The following is an 18,994-nucleotide window of genomic DNA, read 5'->3' on the forward strand; positions in this document are numbered from 1 at the left end:
GCCGTGCCCGGAAAGGCCGTTTCCGTGACTGAACTATCACTCAGGCGCATCTGACAGGCGTAGAGCCTGGCCGGTGAGACGACGTTAGAGCGGGAACTTGCCGGAGAGTTCCAGCGGCCCGGCGCACGTCCATGCGGCGAGGCGCTCGTCGTCGGAGGGGCCGCCGGCCAGGGGGCTGGTGAGCCGCGGCCGGCGCACCCAACAGCCTGCCTCCTCGGCGATCAGGGCCCCGGCGGCGAAGTCGTGTTCGTTGAGCCCGCGCTCACCGTAGGCGTCGTGCGTGCCGTCCGCCACGAGGCACAGGTCCAGTGCCGCGGACCCGAGCCGGCGCATGTCGGCGAAGCCGTCCATCAGGCTGCCGAGGCCTGCGGCCTGTTCCGCCCGCACGCCGGGATCGTAGCTGAAGCCCGTGGCCAGGATCTGGCCGGTCCGTCCGGGGACCGGGCCGAACAGGGCGGTCACGTGGCCCTGCTCCTGGAGCCAGGCGCCCTCGCCGCGGGACGCGTAGTAGGTGCGTCCCAGCGCCGGTGCGCTGACGACGCCGGCCAGCCAGACGCCGTCGGCGTCGGCCACCGCCACGGAGGTGGCGTAGTAGACGATGTTGCGGATGAAATTGGTGGTGCCATCGAGCGGGTCGATGGACCAGCGGTAGCCGCTGGGCTCTGCCGGCAGGACGGTGCCGCCCTCCTCGCCCGTGATGATGTCCCACGGCCGGGCGGCGGTGATGACGTCCCGGACGGCGGCTTCGGCGGCGAGGTCGAAGGCGGTCACCCAGTCTCCTGAGTCGCCCTTGTTGCTGACGTCCAGGGCCGCGGTCTTCCGGGTGGCCAGGACGGCGGCGCCCGCCGCGGCGGCCGATTTGGCCAGTTCGAGCAGCTCCGGAATGCCAGGTGCGGGAGGACCCGCGGAGTGGGAACTCATTCGGCCGCCGCAACCTCGACGACGGGGGCCTCGCCGTCGTCGGCCGGGTCCGGGACGCCGTCCGCGCCGCTGCCCGGCACACTGTCCGCGCTGCCGTCCGCGCCGGTGCCGGCCGGCCCGTTCGCCAGCAGGGCACGGAAGCCGTCCTCATCCAGGACCGGGACGCCGAGCTGTTCGGCCTTGTCCAGCTTGGTGCCGGCGTTCTCGCCCGCCACCACGTAGCTGGTGTTCTTCGACACCGATCCGGCCGCCTTGCCGCCGCGGATCAGGATGGCTTCCTTGGCCTCATCGCGGCTGAAGCCCTCGAGGCTCCCGGTCACCACCACAGTCAGCCCCTCCAGCGTCCTGGGCGTCGACTCGTCGCGTTCGTCCGCCATCCGGACGCCGGCGTCCGCCCAGCGGTCCACGATGTCGCGGTGCCAGTCCTCGGCGAACCATTCAGTCAGCGCCTGGGCGATGACCGGGCCCACGCCGTCCACGTGGGCGAGCTCCTCCTCGGAGGCCTGCCGGATGGCGTCCATGCTGCCGAACGCGGTGGCGAGGGCGCGCGAGGCCCGCGGGCCGACGTGCCGGATGGACAAGGCCACCAGGATCCGCCACAGCGGCTGGGATTTCGCTTTTTCGAGCTCCCGGAAGAGCTTGTCCGTCGTGGCCGTGGGCTTGGACGGGGTCTTGGTGGTGGCCTTGGTGAAGAAGTAGGGCACCAGCTCGAATTCCCCGGTGCCGACGCCCTTGGAGCGCTTCTCCCGGCGGACACGGACGTCCGCGAGCTGCTCCGGAGTGAGGTCGAACAATGTCGCCTCGGTGGTCAGCGGCGGCTCCGCGGGCTCGGCCGGCTGGGTCAGTGCGATGGCGGCTTCCCAACCGAGGGCTTCGATGTCGAAGGCGCCGCGGCCGGCAAGGTGGAAGACTCGTTCGCGCAGCTGCGCCGGGCAGGACCGGGAGTTGGGGCAGCGGATGTCCACGTCCCCTTCCTTCCCGGGGGCCAACGGCGTGCCGCACGCGGGGCATTCGGTGGGCATGATGAAGTCGCGGACGGGAGGGTCCTGCTGGTCCCGCAGCGCCAGCACCGGGCCCACAATTTCCGGAATCACGTCTCCGGCCTTGCGCAGCACCACAATGTCGCCGATCTTCACGCCCTTGGCCTTGACCACTTCCTGGTTGTGCAGGGTGGCCATTTCCACGGTGGAGCCGGCGACTTTGACCGGTTCCATCACGCCGTACGGGGTGACCCGGCCGGTGCGGCCGACGTTGACGGCGATGTCGAGCAGCTTGGTGTGGACCTCTTCGGGCGGGTACTTGTAGGCCACGGCCCAGCGCGGCACCCGGGTGGTGTAGCCCAGGGCCCGCTGGGTGGCGAAGTCGTCCACCTTGATCACAATGCCGTCGATCTCGTGGGTGAGGCTGTGCCGCTTGTCGCCGTAGCGCTTGATGAATTCGAGCACGTCGGAAAGCCCGGCCAGGACCTCGAAATACGGGCTCGTGGGCAGTCCCCACTCGGCCAGCTTGCGGTAGGTCTCGGACTGGCTGGCGGTGTCGAGACCCTCGCGGGCGCCGATGCCGTGGACGTACATCCGCAGCGGCCGCTTGGCGGTTTCCGCGGGGTCCTTCTGCCGCAGCGAACCTGCGGCGGCGTTGCGGGGGTTGGCCAGCGGCGCCTTGCCGGCCTCGATCAGGGCTTCGTTGAATTCCGCGAAGGCCTGCGACGGGATGAAGACTTCGCCGCGGACTTCCACCTCCGCCGGGAAGCCGGTGCCGCTGAGCTGCTTCGGGATTTCCTTGATGGTCAGGACGTTATGCGTGATGTCCTCGCCGGTGGTGCCGTCCCCGCGGGTTGCGGCCCGGACCAGGGCGCCGTCGCGGTAGAGCAGGTTGACGGCCAGGCCGTCGATCTTCAGTTCGGTGAGCCACGACGGCGGGTTCCCGCCGTTGCCGAGCTTGGCGACGCCCGCCTCGGCCTTGACCATCCAGGCCTCCAGCTCCTCGAGCGAGAAGACATCCTCCAGGCTGTACATGCGCTGCAAATGCTGCACGGCGGCAAACGCCGCTGACACCTCGCCGCCGACTTCCTGCGTGGGCGAATCGTTGGCCACCAGTTCCGGATGCATGGCTTCGAGCGTTTCCAGCCGCCGGTAGAGCTCGTCGAACTCGGCGTCGGAGATGATCGGCGCGTCCTGCTGGTAGTAGGCAAAGCGGTGCTTGCGGACCTGCTCAACAAGGTCTTCATACTCCGCGCGGATGTCCCCGGAGGGGACCTGCTCCCCCGCGGGGCCTTGCGGGTCCGTGACGTGCCCGGGGGCTGCTTCGGCTGCTTCTTCAGTCCCTGCTGCGGTCTCTGCTGCGGTCTTCCCTGTGCTCACAGACCTATCCTGCCCTAGATCCCCGACATTGTCCGGTCCAGGGTCCGGTCTGGGGCCCGCATCCGAATTTGGTCTGATGCTGACCGCAAGGTCAGGCGGGCCCGTCGACGTTTGCAGTCCGGGCGTCGACCACGATCGCCGTGATGTTGTCCCGGCCGCCGCTGCGCAAGGCCGCCTGGATCAGTTCGTCCACGGCCGCCTGGGGGTCGGCCTCGGCCGCGAGGATGCCGGCGATCTTCTCATCGCTGAGTTCGCCGTTGAGGCCGTCGGAGCAGACCAGCATCCGGTCGCCGTCTTCAAGGGGAACCAGCCAGAAGTCGGCCTCGGAGTCATCCCCGGTTCCCAGCGCCCGGGTCACCACGTGCCTGCGGGGGTACACGGCGGCCTCGGCCTCGGTGATCTGGCCGGTGTCGAGGAGTTCCTGGACTTCGGAATGGTCCACGCTGATCTGGGCGAGCTGGCCATGGCTGTACCGGTACGTGCGGGAGTCTCCGATGTTGAGGACAAGCCAGTACGGAACGTCCTGTTGTTCCACCACCACGACGCCGGACAGGGTGGTTCCGGCGCGCGATCCGGTGGCGTGACGGATGCCCGCATCGGCCATGAGCAGGTACTCCTGCAGGATGTCCGCCGTCGCATCCCGGCTGCCGGTCTTGGACTGTGGCAGCTCGGCCAGGGTGCGCACGCAGATGCTGCTGGCAACTTCGCCGGCCTCGTGCCCGCCCATGCCATCCGCTACGGCGAAGACGGGGTCCGCGGCAATGAAGGCGTCCTCGTTCGCCTCGCGGCGCAGTCCCCGGTCCGTGCCGTACCCGCAGCGCAGTAGCGGTCCCTGTTTTCCGTCCGACGGCGGGATGGGGGCGTCTGGCGATGGGTTCATGGCGGTCCTCAATACAGTGGTGCGCGGCTTCACTGGTGCGCGGGGGTTGACGGCGTTCGCAACCCGGCCGGATCGCAACTGCCGGTCCGACTATTGCATATGCGCCGCTCAGCTGAGAAGCCCGCCACGGCCTACCGCCGGGCTGATCCGGCGTTCAGTCCAGGATCAGGCCCCGGCCGCTGCCGGGCTGCAGCTGCACCGGGTGGATTTCACCGAACCCGCGGACGTCCTCGGCCGGCCGGGGCACCAGGACGAAGCGTTCGTCCTGCTCCAGCGCGGCCGCGGTCATCGAATCCACCAGTACGGTTCCAGGGTCCGCGAGAGCCGTCAGGCGGGCGGCGAGGTTGACGGTGGGTCCGTAGATGTCGCCGAGGCGGGAGAGGATGCGGCCCCACACCATGGCCACGCGGGCCTGGGGCAGGATCTCGTCGTCGGTGAAGGCGCGGGACAGGGCCAGGGAAATCTCGGCGCCGGCCGCCGGAGTCTCGGCAATGTACAGGACTTCGTCGCCGACGGTCTTGACCAGCCGGCCGCCGCCGACCGAGATGATTTCGGCGCACTTGTTCTCGAAGCGCTGCACCAGCTGGGCCAGCGTCTTCTCGTTCATCCGGCGGGACAGGCTGGTGTAGGAGACAAGGTCGGCGAAGCCAACCGCCCGGGCCAACGGCAGGGGCGCATCGTCCTCGTCGCCTTCGCGGCCCTCTTCGCTGGACTGCAGCCCGGCTTCGGCCCGGACGGCCAGGCGCTGCACACCGGCGTTGAGCTGGCGGCGCCAGGAGTAGGCGAGCATCTCCTCGAGGGGGTCGATCAGGTTCGGCAACTCGCTGACGAGACGCTTGCGGGCGACGGCGTCGGTCACGCCATGTTCCTGGACCATGTCCTCCACGAGGGCCTCGATCTGCCACACCACCATCCGGTCGGTCATCTGGCCGATGGCCCGGGTGATGGAGATTGCGGCTTCCTCGGTGAGCTTGCCGTCGCGCACCAGGTCCACGATGGTGGACAGGGCGGCCTGGTCACGCTCGGTGAAAGCGACATCTTCATCCCCGAGGTTGGGAAAACCCAGGGCGCGCCAAAGTTTCCGGGCAGAGAGCAGCGAGAGCCCTGCACCGGCGGCGACTTCACGACGCCGAAGCTTGCGTTCGCCGCCCAGCAGCCGCGCTTCCAGGGCCTTGGCGGCGAGCCGTTCAGCGGACATAGTGCCGGTGGGCGGGGCCACGGGTTCAGCTTCGTCGGGTTCGAGTTCGGGTTCGGCAGCGGGTTCGGTGAGCGCGCCGGCTTCGCTGCCGAAGGCGGTCCCGGCGTCGCTGTCGGCGGCAGCCGAACCGGCGGCGTCCTCGGGCTCCCGGGGCAAATCCGGGGCAGCGAGATCGATGTCCTGGTGGACGTTCTCAGCGTTCATCTCTTCCACCTTCTCTCGTTTCCCACGGCCAGGCCTCGCCCGGGTTGTCGGTCATGCCATCGGCGCCGGACGCCTCGCCCTGCGGGAGGTCGTCGATGGCGTCCAGCAGGAAATTACGGAATGTCGCCGCCTCCGGGACATCGGGGACCACCGTTCCAAGGGGGTACCCGGTCTCCAAGGATATATTCCCGGAGTGCAATAGGCGCTGCAACAAGGATTGCTCAATGGCCACATGGCGGACGGCGGCGAGGGGGACCTGTTCATCGCGCCGCCGTAACATGCCGTATCGGGCAACTATGCGCTGGCTGGTGAGGATGTAGCGGGTAACGTGCCACGCAATGACCCGCGGGAGGCAATAGCCCAGCAGCACCCACGCCGCCAACGCCAGGCACACGGCGACCAGCCAGGGCGTCCACTCCTTCGGGACGAGGGGGACGAGCCGCGCCGGGCCGCCCTTGACAACCCAGGCGCAGGCATACGCGGCCAAGGCCGGAACAACAATGAACATCAGCGCCGGGACAATGAGCATCCTGGGCTGGGGCCGGGTCACCACAATCACTTGCTCTCCCGGCAGGAGCACTCTACGCATAGCCGCTTTCTGCTCCGCCGCTGCCGGTGCCCTGGCTGCCGGTCCGTGCCGGATTCCACGGCCTCAGGTGCACGACGTCGCCGGCGGTCACCACATGTTCATGGCCCGCGGCATCGACCACCAGGAGTGAGCCGTATTCGTCCAGGCGCGTGGCGTGGCCAATGATCTCGTGGTCGCCCGGGAGTTGGGCCCGGACCTGCTTGCCGAGGGTTGAGAGGAGGTGCTCCACGCGTTTGTGCAGCGACGGGCCACCGGCCATGCCGGCGGTGGGGTCGCCGTCGGCGTTGCAGAAACTCCGGTACAGGGTGGCGAAGCGGGACAGGTAGCTCTTCAGGAGCTCCGTCCGGTCCACCGTGTCCGGATTCTCCAGCAGCACGGAGGTGGCGGTGGGAACCGGGAGTTCGGGCTCCGTCAGCGTGACATTCAGGCCGGTGCCGAGGATGACCGGCGGCGCGCCGCCGGCGCCGAGCGGGCCGAGCTGGGCCAGGATGCCGGCGATTTTCCGGCCCCGGACCAGGACGTCGTTGGGCCATTTGAGTTCCGCCGGAAGGCCTGCCGTTTCCGTCAGGGCCTCCCGCAGGGCGAGGGCGGCCAGGAGGGAGAGCCAGGAGTACCTGTGGGTCGGCAGCGGCCGGCCGGCCCCGTTGACCGGCAGGAGCACCAGGGAGACGGAGACCGAGCTGCGGGCCGGCGCCTCCCACCGGCGGTCGAGCCGGCCGCGCGCGTCGCTCTGGTACTCGGCGGTCAGCACTGACAGGTCCGGCCACGCACCGGGATCCTCGGTCACCCCGCGGAGGAGGTCGGCGTTGGTGGAGCCGGTGGACTCAAGCACCGTCAGGCGCGGAATTCCGTTGGCGGACAGGAACGCCTCATCGCTGAGGGCACTCAGGTCCAGGGGCGGACGGTCCGGGGTTTCCTGCGCGGCTTCCATCCTTGAATCCTACCGAGGAAAGCGCACCGGGGCCCCGGCCGTCTGCCTCAATGCCTCCGCCGAAACTCCCCACCTCTGGCCGGGATGTCCGGCGTGTCGGCCGGACACACCGCTCATTCCGGCGTCCGGCCCCCAAATGAGGGGAAAATCCGCGGGGCAGACGGCCGCAAAACACTCAGCAAGTTCAGAGGAAGATGTCCGGGACCAGCTGGGCCTCCGGCGCGCCGAGGCTGTACGGGCTGAAGTCCGTCACCCCTGCCGCCGCGAGAACCTGTTCATCGGTGTAGAAGTTGCCGCTCCGGCTGCTGTGGGCGGGGACCGCATTGCCGCCGGTCAGCACGGCGTGGGCGGCGTCGGCCATGATTTCGGGGCTGCGGGCGCCCTTGACGATCATGTCGCCGCCGGGCATGTTGCGGATTGCCGCGGTGTCGATCAAGGTACACGGCCAGAGTGAGTTCACGGCGACGCCGTCGGCCTTGAGCTCCTCGGCCAGCCCCAGCGTAGTCAGGCTCATGCCGTATTTGGCCATGGTGTAGGCCAGGTGCAGGCCGGCCCACTTCGGATCCAGGTTCAGGGGCGGGGAGAGGGTGAGGATGTGCCCGGCCCCGGAGGCGCGCAGGGCCGGCAGCGCCATCTTCGAGAGCAGGAACGTCCCGCGCACGTTGATGTCCTGCATGAGGTCATAGCGCTTCATGTCCACGTCGTCGGTGGTGGAGAGGTCAATCGCCGACGCGTTGTTGATGACGACGTCGATCCCGCCAAAGTGGTCCACGGCGGCGCCGACTGCACCGGCGACGTCGGCGTCGTTGCGCACGTCGCCGACCAGCGGCAGGGCCTGGCCGCCCGCGGCCTCGATCTGTTCGGCGGCGGTATACACGGTGCCCTCCAGCCTGGCGTGGGGCTGACCGGTCTTGGCCATCAGGACAATGTTGGCGCCGTCCCGGGCCGCGCGGAGCGCGATGGCCAGGCCGATGCCACGGCTGCCCCCGGAGATGAGGACAGTGCGGCCCTGGAGGGAACCGGCTGCCTGGTACGGCCCTGCGGCGGTGCCCGAAGCATCGTTGCTTGAAGTCATTCCCACACTCTAGCCGACCAATGTTACTGGCGGGTAACAAAGCGGTGAGGGAGCTTCGCGGCGGGAAAATTGTAGGTTCCCTACAGCGGCGCCGGCCAATACCGTCACTAGACTTGCCAGCAGAGCCCTGCTTTTGTGGATTCCAGCCAAAGGACCCCACGCAACGGGCGCCGTACAACCTTGCGACAGAGCCGGAGAAACTTGATGAGCCACGATCTGACCACGACTGCGGGAAAGATTGCGGATTTCCGCGACCGCCAGGCCCGTGCCGAACAGCCCTCCGGCCCGGAAGCGATCGCCAAGCAGCACGCGCGCGGCAAGAACACCGCCCGCGAGCGCATCGACCTGTTGCTGGACGCCGGCTCCTTCGTCGAATTCGATGCGCTGGCCGTGCACCGCTCCACCGCGTTCGGCATGGAGAAGAAGAAGCCCCTCGGCGACGGCCTCGTCTCCGGCTACGGCACGGTGGACGGCCGCCCGGTCGCGGTCTACAGCCAGGATTTCTCCGTCTACGGCGGCTCGCTGAGCCAGGTCAACGGCGAAAAGATCGTCAAGGTCCAGGAGTTCGCGCTGCGCAACGGCTGCCCCGTGGTCGGCATCCTCGACGGCGGCGGTGCCCGCATCCAGGAGGGTGTCGCCTCCCTGGCGATGTTCGCGGACATCTTCCGCAACAACGTCCACGCCTCCGGCGTCGTCCCGCAGATCTCCCTCATCATGGGCCCGTCCGCCGGCGGCGCAGCCTACTCCCCCGCCTTGACCGACTATGTGGTCATGGTGGACAAGACCTCGCACATGTTCATCACCGGCCCGGACGTCATCAAGACCGTCACCGGCGAAGACGTGGACATGGAAACCCTCGGCGGCGCCCGGCAGCACAACGCCAACACCGGCACGTCGACTTACCTGGCCTCCGACGAGGCCGACGCCGTCGAGTTCGTCCGCGAACTGCTCGACTTCCTGCCCTCCAACAACCTCGCCGAGGCCCCGGTGCTGGAGCACCAGCAGGAACTGGAGGTCGACGACGACGACCTCGCCCTGGACGCGCTGATCCCGGACTCGGCCAACCAGCCGTACGACATGCGCAAAGTCATCGAGCAAATTGTCGACGACGCCCACTTCCTCGAGATGCAGTCCCTCTATGCCCCGAACGTGATCATCGGCTACGGCCGGGTCGAGGGCCACACGGTGGGCATCGTGGCCAACCAGCCCATGCAGTTCGCCGGCACCCTGGACATTGCGGCCTCGGAAAAGGCCGCGCGCTTCGTCCGGCACTGCGATGCCTTCAACATCCCCATCATCACGCTCGTGGACGTGCCGGGCTTCCTGCCGGGCAAGGACCAGGAGTTCCAGGGCATCATCCGCCGCGGCGCCAAGCTGCTCTACGCGTATGCCGAGGCCACCGTGCCCAAGCTGACCGTGATCACCCGCAAGGCCTACGGCGGGGCCTACATCGTGATGGGCTCCAAGAAGCTCGGCGCGGACCTCAACCTCGCCTGGCCCACCGCCCAGATCGGCGTCATGGGCGCCCAGGGTGCCGTGAACATCCTGTACCGCCGCGAACTCGCCGCGGTGGCGGAGGACGGCGGCGACGTCGAGGCCAAGCGCGCCGAGGTGATCCGCCAGTACGAGGAAGAGCTGCTCAACCCCTACCAGGCCGCCCAGCTCGGCTATGTGGACGCGGTCATCGCACCGTCCGAGACCCGGATGCAGATCATCAAGGGCCTGCGCGCCCTCCGGGACAAGCGGGCCGCCCTGCCCGCCAAGAAGCACGGGAACATCCCGCTGTGAGCCCCATGGCCGAACCCGACGAACCTGCCGACGCGGTGGGCAGCGACGCCGCGCCCGGGATCCTGTTCTCCGTCGCCAAGGGCGAGCCGACGCCGGAAGAGCTGGCGGCGCTGACCGCCGTCGTGCTGTCCCTGGGGCAGACCCAGCAGGCGGCACCGGAAAGCCCCGGCGTCCGGCACTGGGTCCGCCGGCAGCAGCTTCGGCTGGCGCCGAGTCCCGGTCCGCAGGCCTGGCGCCGCAGCCTGGGCTGAGCCGACCCGGTTCAGCGCCCTGGCAGGGCCGGCCCGCAGCCGAAATCTGCCCGGGAAAGTTGCGCGCGAAAAAGTTCAGTGACTCTTTCATAACCACGGCGGCCGGGCTAGTCTCGTCGGGTGACTACCGAAATCATCGCCTCAGACAACACTGCCCCCGCGCGCCAGCAGACGGCCATTGACGCCGTCGCCGACGCCTACACGGACACCCTGATCCGGCTTAACCCGAGCTTCGCCACCGAACTCGGCCTGCCCGGGCACGAGACGGAGTACCAGGACTTCTCCCCCGCCGGCCACGAGGAATTCGCGGCCGCCGCCCGCGAGGCACTTGCGGCGCTGGACGGGCTGGAGCCGGCTGACGACGTCGACGCCGTCACGCTCGACGCCATGCGAGAGCGGCTGGGCCTGCAGCTGGAAATCCACGAATCGGGCTGGGCCACGGCCGATCTGAACAACATCGCCTCCCCGTCCCAGGACATCCGCGCGATCTTTGACCTCATGCCGACGGATACCGCCGGGCAGTGGGAGCACATCGCGGGCCGGGCCCGCAATGTCACCGCCGCAATCGACGGCTACATCGAGTCGCTGCGTTCGGCGATGCAGGACGGCAAAGTGGCCGCGGCCCGCCAGGTTTCGATCGTGATCGAACAGGCCACCAAGCACGCCGCGGACGACGGCTTCTTCGCCAAGCTCGCCGCCGGCGCCAAGACCGCGGACGGCCCGCTCCCGACGGAACTGCAGTCACGGCTCGATACCGGCGCGGCAGCTGCCCGGGTGGCGTACTCCCGGCTCGCAGGTTTCCTCGAGTCCGAGCTCCTGCCCGTCGCCCCGGCCAAGGACGCTGTGGGCCGCGCCCGCTACGCCCTGGCCTCCCGGGACTTCCTCGGCGCCACCGTGGACCTGGAGGAAACCTACGCATGGGGCGTCCAGGAACTCGACCGCCTCATCGCCGAACAGGAACGGGTGGCAGGCGAAATCCGGCCCGGCGCCACGGTGGAGGAAGCCAAAGAGATCCTCAACAACGATCCCGCCCGCCAGCTCAAGGGCACCGACGCCCTCCAGGCCTGGATGCAGGAACTGTCCGACAAAGCCGTCGCGGAGCTCGCCGGCGTCCACTTCGAGATCCCGGACGTCATGAAAACGCTGGAGTGCCGGATCGCGCCCACCGATGAAGGCGGCATCTACTACACCGGACCCTCGGAGGACTTCAGCCGCCCGGGCCGCATGTGGTGGTCCGTGCCGGCCGGCGAAGACACCTTCACCACCTGGGCCGAAACCACCACCGTGTACCACGAGGGCGTGCCCGGCCACCACCTCCAGGTCGCCACCGCCACCTACCGCCGGGAGCTGCTGAACAAGTGGCGCCGCAGTGTGTGCTGGACCTCGGGCCATGGGGAAGGCTGGGCACTCTACGCGGAGAAGCTCATGCAGGAGCTCGGCTACCTCAATGATCCGGGCGACCACATGGGCATGCTGGACATGCAGCGCATGCGTGCGGCCCGCGTGGTGTTCGACATCGGCGTGCACCTGGAACTCGCAGTCCCCGAGCGCTGGGGCAGCGGCATCTGGACCTCGGAGAAGGGCTTTGACTTCCTCCGCGCCAACCTGCCGATCAGCGAGGGGCAGCTGAAGTTCGAGTTCACCCGCTACCTGGGTTGGCCGGGACAGGCCCCGTCCTACAAGGTGGGCCAGCGGCTCTGGGAGCAGATCCGGGAAGAGCTGGAATCCCGCCCCGGCTTCGATCTCAAGGCGTTCCACACGAAGGCCCTGAACATCGGCTCGGTGGGCCTGGACACCCTCAAGCGCGCGCTCCTGGGGTAAACCCCCCCCAAGGCCGTTGAGATGGAAGTTCGCGGCAGTGTTTCTCCAGAGCATTGCCGCGAACCGTCATCTCGCGCCTCACCGGGCGGTCCGGGCCGCCCGGCGACGAGACAATCGCCACACCGCTTGCCGGAATAACTTCACAAAAGCCCCTGCCGGCGCGGCAATCCCGGGCATTCCGCGGCGCGGGGCCACCGGTGGCGCCGTAACATTTCTCAACATCCGTTCGTCGTGCTATTGGCAACGGTCCTAGCGTGTTCCGGTGACCACTCAGACAAGCACCCCCGCACCCGCTGGAAAGACCGGGTTCCAGCTGCCCAAATGGGCCGGCTCGTTCGGCTTCCAGATCATCGCCGCCCTGATCGTCGGTCTGGGCCTTGGCCTGCTGGCCAAGTACACCGGCAGCACCAAGGCCACCCCCAACGCCCTCGGCACCACGCTGCAGACCATCGGCTCGAGCTACGTCTCGCTGCTGCAGACCGCCGTGGTCCCCCTGATCTTCACCGCCGTCGTCAGCTCAATCTCCAACCTGCGCGCCGTTTCCAACGCCGCCCGGCTGGCCTGGAACACGCTGCTCTGGTTCGCGATCACCTCGCTGATCGCCGTGCTGATCGGCATCGGCCTGGGCGTGCTGCTGCAGCCCGGCGCCGGAACCGGCATCAGCCAGGAAGCGAAGTACGCCGGCAAGTCCGGTGACTGGTGGGCCTTCCTCACCGGGCTGTTCCCGAAGAACTTCCTGGGTCTCGGCGCGACCACCACCGTCACTGACGGCGTCGCCACCACCGCCGTGAGCTTCAACGTCCTCCAGATCCTGGTGATCGCGATCGCCGTCGGCATCGCCGCGCTGAAAGTGGGCAAGGCGGCCGAACCGTTCCTGGCCCTGAACGCCTCCGCCCTCGCCGTCATCCAGAAGGTTCTCTGGTGGATCATCCGGATCGCGCCGCTGGGCACGATCGGCCTGATCGGCAACGCCGTGGCCGTCTACGGCTGGGACACCATCGGCTCGCTCGGCAAGTTCACCGTAGCGATCTACATCGGCCTCGCGCTCGTGCTGTTCGTGGTCTACCCCGTGCTGATCCGCAGCCACGGACTGTCCATCAAGCAGTACTACTCCGGCGTGTGGCCGGCTGTGCAGCTGGCCTTCGTCTCCCGCTCCTCGATCGGCACCCTGCCGCTGACCCAGCGCGTGACCGAACGAAGCCTGGGTGTCCCCCGCGCCTACGCCTCCTTCGCCGTGCCGCTCGGGGCGACCACCAAGATGGACGGCTGCGCGGCGATCTACCCGGCCGTGGCGGCGATTTTCGTGGCCCAGTTCTTCGGCATCCAGCTCGACTTCGCCCAGTACCTGCTGATCGCGCTGGTGTCGGTGCTCGGCTCGGCCGCGACCGCCGGCACCACGGGCGCCGTCGTGATGCTGACACTGACGCTCTCCACCCTGGGACTGCCGCTGGCCGGCGTCGGCCTGCTGCTGGCCATCGACCCGATCCTGGACATGGGACGCACCGCCGTCAACGTGGCCGGGCAGGCATTGATCCCGGCGATCGTGGCCAAACGCCAGGGCATCCTGGACGAAACGCTGTACAACGCGCCGCGGAACGGCGACCCGTTTAGCGACGACGTCGACGACGTCGATGGCACCGCCGCCGTCGACCCCTCCGCCACCACTCCCGCGGCAGGACGGGACGAGCGGGAACTGGCTGACGCCAGGGCGTAACAACAGAACGAGTGTTCACCAGAGAAGTCCCCGGGAATCCCCGGGGACTTCTCTGGTTTACCGGCTTCGGCTTTAACCGGCCTCGGCCCGAGTCCGCACGGGCCCTAGTGTCCGCCGATCACACCCTTTTCGGCGGCCTTGGTAACTGCGTCCGCTTCTGCCTGGGTCAGGGTGCCGTCCTTGACGGCCTGGTCCAGCCGGGGCTTCAGTGCCGCGGCGTGATTGGCCTGTTCCGCGGTACGCAATTCCTCCAGGGCAGCGGTGACCTTGGCTTCATCGATGCCGAGCGACTTCGCCAGGGACGCGGCCAGGGCCTTCTCCATTGCGGCGCGGTCCGGCTTCTGCCCTGGGGCCGGCGGGGTGGCCGGCCTGTTGGCTTCGCGGAAAGTCTTCAGGGCGTCGGTGACCCTCGCCTCGTCGACGCCGAGCTTGGCGGCGAGTTCTTTGGCGCGGGCGCCGAACTCCGCACGGCCGTGGCCGCGGTGTCCGCCGCGCATGCCGGAGCCGTCGGCGAAGTTGTTCCCGGGAACACTCGAGCTGGGTGTCGGGGTGGGCGCCGGCGTCGTGGTGGCGGAGGCCATCCCGGCGACCCCGAGCCCTGCGCCCAGTGCCACGGCCGCCGCCCCGAGGCCGAGTGCGATTTTCGTTGTGCGTGACATCTGCTGTCTCCTGGATCTGCCGCGCGGTGACGGCGCTTGAAGCTGATGGTTCGTCCGGGGAAGGCTGCTCCACGAGCACCTCCAGTCTGCACCTGCCCCTGCAGAGATAGCTGTTTCCCAGCTTTCACTTTCCTGTGAATCCGGCAGGTACGCCCAGAGGGCAAAATGGCGGCAAAGGTGGATAGGCTCTGGGCATGCTGATCGTCACTTCGAATGACATCCCGGGCCACCGGATCGCGCCGACTTCGGCGAAGTCATGGGCCCGACCGTCCGCTCCCTGACCAATTCCGGCGACGCGGCACCCCAGCTCAAGCCTTGAGCGCTGACCCTGCCAGCCCCACCACCCCTGGAAAATACTTGCCCAGAGTGCAAACATGCACGTAGTGTAAGCGCGTGTCCCCATCGCCCTCCCCCTCCGCCGCCCCCGCCGCCGCATCCGGCGACCCGAGTGTCCCCTCCCGCCGCGAACTGAACAAGGCCGCTACCCGGCAGGCCATCACGGACGCCGCCATGGACCTGCTCCGTACGCGGGGACCCGGAAACTTCACGGTGGAGGACATCGCCGACGCCGCCGGGATCTCCCGCCGCACGTTCTTCAACTACTTCGGCAGCACCGAGGCGGCGCTCGCCTCGGTGACGTTCGGCTTCCTGGACACGGCACTTCAGCAGTTCCGGCTCCGCCCGGCAGGCGAGCCCATCCTGGAATCGGCCCGCGCAGCCCTCGTTGAACTGGCCGATCCCATGACCGTCGCACCGGTGGCCGAGCTCTACAGCCTGGGCCAGACCAACCCCCAGCTCAGCCGCTCCGAGCTGGAAGCCTGGGACCACTGCACCGAACAGATCATCGACGCCGCCCGCGAACGCTTTGCGCTGACGGCGGCCGGCGACGTCGACGAGCTCTACCTCCGCGCCCTCGCCGGCTCCGTCATCTCGTGCGGAAAAGCCGCCATGGACGTCTGGTTCGCCCGCTGCGGCGGCGACCTGGCCCCCGAGTCCCTGTCCGTCCTGCGCCAGCTCCTGATCGATTCCATGGGCCTCCTCGGCTCCGGATTCGCGTCCCACTCCCCCGCCACTCCTTCCCCAGATCGGCACTGACATGGCCCTGTTGCTCTACCGTCTTGGCAAGTTCTCCTACCGCCACCGCTGGCTCGTCATCTCCCTCTGGCTCGCCGTCCTGGTGGCCGTCGGCGGCGCGGCTGCGGCCTTCCACGGCACCATGTCCAACAACTTCCAGATCCCCGGCACTGAAACCCAGCAGATGGCGGACAAGCTCAAGCAGGAGCTGCCCAAGTCGTCCGGCGGCTCGGCCGGCATCGTCTTTGAGTCGCAGAACGGCCAGTTCACGCAGGCCGGCAAGGACGCGGTCTCGGCTGCGCTGACCAAGCTGAAAGCCCTCCCCGATGTTCAGGGCACCGTGGACCCGTTCGCCACCCAGGCCCAGCTGGACAAGGCCGTCACGGACCTTGCCGCCGGCGAGCAGCAGACATCCGCAGGACAGGCGCAGCTGGATGCGTCGGCCGCCCGGCTGGCCGCCGGCAAGGCCCAGCTGTCCGCCGCCGAGCAGCAGATGACCGCGGCCGGCATGTCCGCCGAGGCCATCGACGCCCAGCTTGGCCAGCAGAAGGCTGCCCTCGCCGCGGGCCAGGAGAAGCTCGACGCCGGGACCAAGGAACTCCAGGCCGGCGCGGCCAAGCTCGCCCTGGCCAAACGCCAGCTCGAGGCCTCGCAGGGCATGCGGTTCGTGTCCGAGGACGGCACCGCGGCAATCGCCCAGGTCCAGTTCAAGACCTCGATCAACGGGCTGGCCCCCGCCGTGCGCCAGCAGGTCCAGGACATCGCCCACGAAGTCTCCTCTGCCGGCGTGACCGCCCTGGCCAGCAAGGAAATCACGGAGGACGTCTCCGAGCTGTTCGGCATCTCCGAGATCCTCGGCATCGCCATCGCGGCGCTGGTGCTCATCGTCATGCTGGGAACCCTGATCGCCGCCGGGCTCCCCCTGCTGATGGCCCTGGTCGGTGTGGCAGTGGGCGTCGGCGGCACCTTCGCCCTCAGCGGCGCCGTCGACATGAGTTCCATCTCCCCGATGCTGGCGCTCATGCTGGGCCTCGCCGTCGGCATCGACTACTCGCTGTTTATCGTCAACCGGCACCGCGGCCAGCTCCTGGCCGGCATGGACGGCGAGGAATCCGTCGCCCTCGCCACCGGTACCTCCGGCAACGCGGTGCTGTTCGCGGGCCTGACCGTCATCATCGCCCTCGCAGCCCTCGTGATCCCGGGCCTTCCCTTCCTGGCCGTGATGGGCCTGTCCGCCGCCGCAACGGTGGCCGTCGCCGTCGTCGTCGCCCTGACCCTCACCCCTGCCATGCTGTCCCTGATCGGGCCCAGACTCATTTCCCGCCGCGTCTGGGCCAAGGCGAAGAAGCACAATGCCGCCCCCGGCCACGAGAGCGCGGACCGTGCCCGCGACGAACGCCGCAGCAAACAGGGCTGGGGCGGACTCGTCACCCGGCACCCGGTCCTGGCACTGCTGGCCGGTGTCCTGCTGCTGGGCATCGTGGCACTGCCGGCCAGCCAGTTGCGGCTGGCGCTGCCCGACGGCGGGTCCGAGCCCGTGGAGTCGCAGGCGTTCAAGGCCTATGACGTCACCGGCCGCAGCTTCGGCGAAGGCATGACAGGCCCGATCGTGGTGGTGGGCGACTTCCCGGCCGGCCTGAGCGCGGAGGAAGCCACAGCCAAGCAGCTCGACGTCGCCGACATCCTCCGCGGCACTGGCAACGTCACCGCCGCCATTCCGGTGGCACTGAGCGAGGACCGCCGCACCGCGGTGTTCCAGATCATCCCGCGGGAGGGCCCGGCCAGCGCGAGCACCGTCCAGGTGGTCTCCGAGCTGCGCGCCGAAAAGGACCGCATCAAGGAATCCACCGGGGTCAGCATCGGCCTCACGGGGCAGACTGCCGGCAACGTCGACGTCTCCGCCAAACTCGGCGATGCCCTGCCCCCGTACCTGGCCATCGTCGTCGGGCTGTCCCTGATCCTGCTGTTGCTCGTGTTCCGCTCCATCGTGGTGCCGCTGCTGGCCACGGGCGGTTTCCTGCTCTCGCTCGCGGCCGCCTTCGGAGCCGTCGTCGCGGTCTACCAGTGGGGCTGGCTGGGAACGGTGTTCGGCGTCGAAAACCCGGGCGCCGTGCTGAGCTTCCTGCCAATCATCCTGATCGGGGTCCTGTTCGGGCTCGCCATGGACTACCAGGTGTTCATCACCTCGGGCATGCGTGAGTCCTTCATGCATGGCGAATCGGCCCGGCATGCGGTCCGCACCGGCTTCAGCCATGCCGCGTCCGTGGTCACCGCCGCCGCCATCATCATGGTCAGCGTGTTCGCCGGCTTCATCTTCTCCCACCTGAATATGGTCCGGCCGCTGGGCTTCGCGATGGCCTTCGGTGTCCTGGTGGACGCGTTTGTGGTCCGCATGACGATCGTGCCGGCCGTGATGTACCTGCTCGGCGACAAGGCGTGGTGGCTGCCCCGCTGGCTGGACCGGATCCTGCCGGACGTCGACGTCGAGGGCGCCAAGCTCCGGCCCGCGGCTTCGGCCTCAGCCTCGGCCGACAGCGAGCCCGAGCCGGAGGAGATCGGCGCGCGCTAAAGCCCGCCGAAGAGTTGCCCCAAAGTCGAGTTGCCCTGAAGCCGCCCGCTGATCGTTTCGATCGGCGGGCGGCTTTTTCGAGCGTGCAGCTCGGGCATGCTTGTGGCCCGTTCCCCGCTCAAGCCGCCAGTGAGCCTGAGGGCCGTATACGCTTGAGCGTCTTCGCGTGGTGGCGCTCATCACGGCGCCGGCGGCGGGAATCCACGCTCGCCTCGCCGGCACGCGATCCGGGCAGGGGCGGCGCCGTGGAACGGTACGTGTGGCCGGTGGGGGTGGTGACTTCGATGGTGTGCCTCGCGCCGATGCTCGAGGCGGATCCGGGTGCGGCTTCAGGGCTGGGGCGGGCTTTCCAGCCGGGGGTTTCTTTGGTGTGGTTGCAGGCTTCGCAGAGTCCGGCGGCGTTGTCCGTGGTGGTCGGGCCGCCGGTGTGCCAGGGAATGATGTGGTCCAGGTGGCGGATGGGCGCGTCGCAGTAGGGGGTGCGGCACGTGTCGTCTCTGGTTTGGATGAAGCGGCGGTGCCCGGGCGGGAAGAGCCGGGCCCGGGAGTCCATCCCCACGAGCTCGCCGGTGCCGGGGTGGGTGTAGAGGCGCCGGAGCCAGGTCTTGAAGTCCCGGTCCTTGGCGTTCGTCCCGGCGCCGATGCGTTCCCGGGCCCAGGCGGCGGGGACGGTGCCGTAGCCGGGCAGCCGGGCGGGTTCGGCGCCGGCCTGGAAGAGGGTGCGGTCGGTGATGACGAGCTGGATCTCGACCCCGCTGATCCCGCCCGGGGTTCCGGTGGTGCGTTCGACCAGGGCATCGGCCATGAGCTGCCCGCGGCCCCTCGGGTCCGCGGCGGCGCGGAGGGTGTCGGCGTGCCCGCTCAGCGCCTTGTAGACGGCGACGCCTTGGGCGACGGGCAGCAGGGCGGTCAGATGGCACATGGTGTCGGGGGCCGGGCGCAGGCTGACGTGCCGCTCGG

At 68.8% G+C, this 18,994-nt stretch carries 15 protein-coding genes; 6 read left to right on the forward strand and 9 right to left on the reverse strand.

Going from position 1 to position 18,994, the window contains the following annotated elements:
- Positions 1-84: 84 nt before the first annotated feature.
- From AC1DRO_RS09210 to AC1DRO_RS09240, 7 genes are all read right to left on the reverse strand, one after another.
- Positions 85-921 (reverse strand): inositol monophosphatase family protein, encoded by an 837-nt coding sequence (locus tag AC1DRO_RS09210; RefSeq protein ID WP_476950594.1) that lies wholly within the window; start codon positions 919-921, stop codon positions 85-87.
- Entirely contained in the window at positions 918-3,281 is a 2,364-nt protein-coding gene (ligA, locus tag AC1DRO_RS09215; RefSeq protein ID WP_476950595.1) for an NAD-dependent DNA ligase LigA, read from the reverse strand. The genes AC1DRO_RS09210 and ligA overlap by 4 nt, the downstream gene beginning before the upstream one ends.
- A gap of 91 nt (positions 3,282-3,372) precedes the next feature.
- A complete protein-coding gene (locus AC1DRO_RS09220; protein WP_476950596.1) occupies positions 3,373-4,161 on the reverse strand; it encodes a PP2C family protein-serine/threonine phosphatase in 789 nt (262 codons plus the stop codon).
- Positions 4,162-4,315: 154 nt separating this feature from the next.
- Positions 4,316-5,563 carry an adenylate/guanylate cyclase domain-containing protein gene (locus AC1DRO_RS09225; protein ID WP_476950597.1) on the reverse strand — a complete coding sequence of 416 codons (1,248 nt, stop codon included), beginning with the start codon at positions 5,561-5,563 and terminating at the stop codon, positions 4,316-4,318.
- Positions 5,553-6,152 (reverse strand): PH domain-containing protein, encoded by a 600-nt coding sequence (locus tag AC1DRO_RS09230; RefSeq protein WP_476950598.1) that lies wholly within the window; start codon positions 6,150-6,152, stop codon positions 5,553-5,555. The genes AC1DRO_RS09225 and AC1DRO_RS09230 overlap by 11 nt, the downstream gene beginning before the upstream one ends.
- Positions 6,145-7,083: a biotin--[acetyl-CoA-carboxylase] ligase gene (locus AC1DRO_RS09235; RefSeq protein ID WP_476950599.1), complete on the reverse strand. Its 939-nt coding sequence runs from the start codon at positions 7,081-7,083 to the stop codon at positions 6,145-6,147. The genes AC1DRO_RS09230 and AC1DRO_RS09235 overlap by 8 nt, the downstream gene beginning before the upstream one ends.
- Before the next feature lie 184 nt (positions 7,084-7,267).
- On the reverse strand, positions 7,268-8,158 hold the full coding sequence (locus AC1DRO_RS09240) for an SDR family oxidoreductase (RefSeq protein WP_476950600.1): 891 nt from the start codon (positions 8,156-8,158) through the stop codon (positions 7,268-7,270).
- A gap of 204 nt (positions 8,159-8,362) precedes the next feature.
- Here AC1DRO_RS09240 and AC1DRO_RS09245 point away from each other — a divergent pair, with 204 nt between their 5' ends.
- The 4 genes from AC1DRO_RS09245 to AC1DRO_RS09260 all read left to right on the forward strand — a co-directional run bounded on the left by AC1DRO_RS09245 (position 8,363) and on the right by AC1DRO_RS09260 (position 13,732).
- A complete protein-coding gene (locus tag AC1DRO_RS09245) occupies positions 8,363-9,946 on the forward strand; it encodes an acyl-CoA carboxylase subunit beta (protein WP_028278320.1) in 1,584 nt (527 codons plus the stop codon).
- 5 nt (positions 9,947-9,951) lie between these two features.
- Positions 9,952-10,197, forward strand: coding sequence for an acyl-CoA carboxylase subunit epsilon (locus AC1DRO_RS09250; protein ID WP_476950614.1), 246 nt, complete (start codon positions 9,952-9,954; stop codon positions 10,195-10,197).
- Between the two features lie 120 nt (positions 10,198-10,317).
- Positions 10,318-12,018 (forward strand): DUF885 domain-containing protein, encoded by a 1,701-nt coding sequence (locus AC1DRO_RS09255; protein ID WP_476950601.1) that lies wholly within the window; start codon positions 10,318-10,320, stop codon positions 12,016-12,018.
- Positions 12,019-12,280: 262 nt separating this feature from the next.
- Entirely contained in the window at positions 12,281-13,732 is a 1,452-nt protein-coding gene (locus tag AC1DRO_RS09260; protein WP_476950602.1) for a dicarboxylate/amino acid:cation symporter, read from the forward strand.
- 104 nt (positions 13,733-13,836) lie between these two features.
- On the opposite strand, the gene AC1DRO_RS09265 is transcribed toward AC1DRO_RS09260, so the two are convergent.
- Positions 13,837-14,391 (reverse strand): hypothetical protein, encoded by a 555-nt coding sequence (locus AC1DRO_RS09265; protein ID WP_476950603.1) that lies wholly within the window; start codon positions 14,389-14,391, stop codon positions 13,837-13,839.
- Between the two features lie 393 nt (positions 14,392-14,784).
- Here AC1DRO_RS09265 and AC1DRO_RS09270 point away from each other — a divergent pair, with 393 nt between their 5' ends.
- A complete protein-coding gene (locus AC1DRO_RS09270; RefSeq protein ID WP_476950604.1) occupies positions 14,785-15,486 on the forward strand; it encodes a TetR/AcrR family transcriptional regulator in 702 nt (233 codons plus the stop codon).
- 1 nt (position 15,487) lies between these two features.
- Positions 15,488-18,034 (forward strand): MMPL family transporter, encoded by a 2,547-nt coding sequence (locus AC1DRO_RS09275; RefSeq protein WP_476950605.1) that lies wholly within the window; start codon positions 15,488-15,490, stop codon positions 18,032-18,034.
- 118 nt (positions 18,035-18,152) lie between these two features.
- Here the strand turns inward: AC1DRO_RS09275 and AC1DRO_RS09280 are convergent.
- Positions 18,153-18,994 (reverse strand): HNH endonuclease (locus tag AC1DRO_RS09280; RefSeq protein ID WP_476950606.1); only part of this gene is annotated, 842 nt, incomplete at its 5' end.

The organism is Arthrobacter sp. P4_F11, from assembly GCF_056401395.1.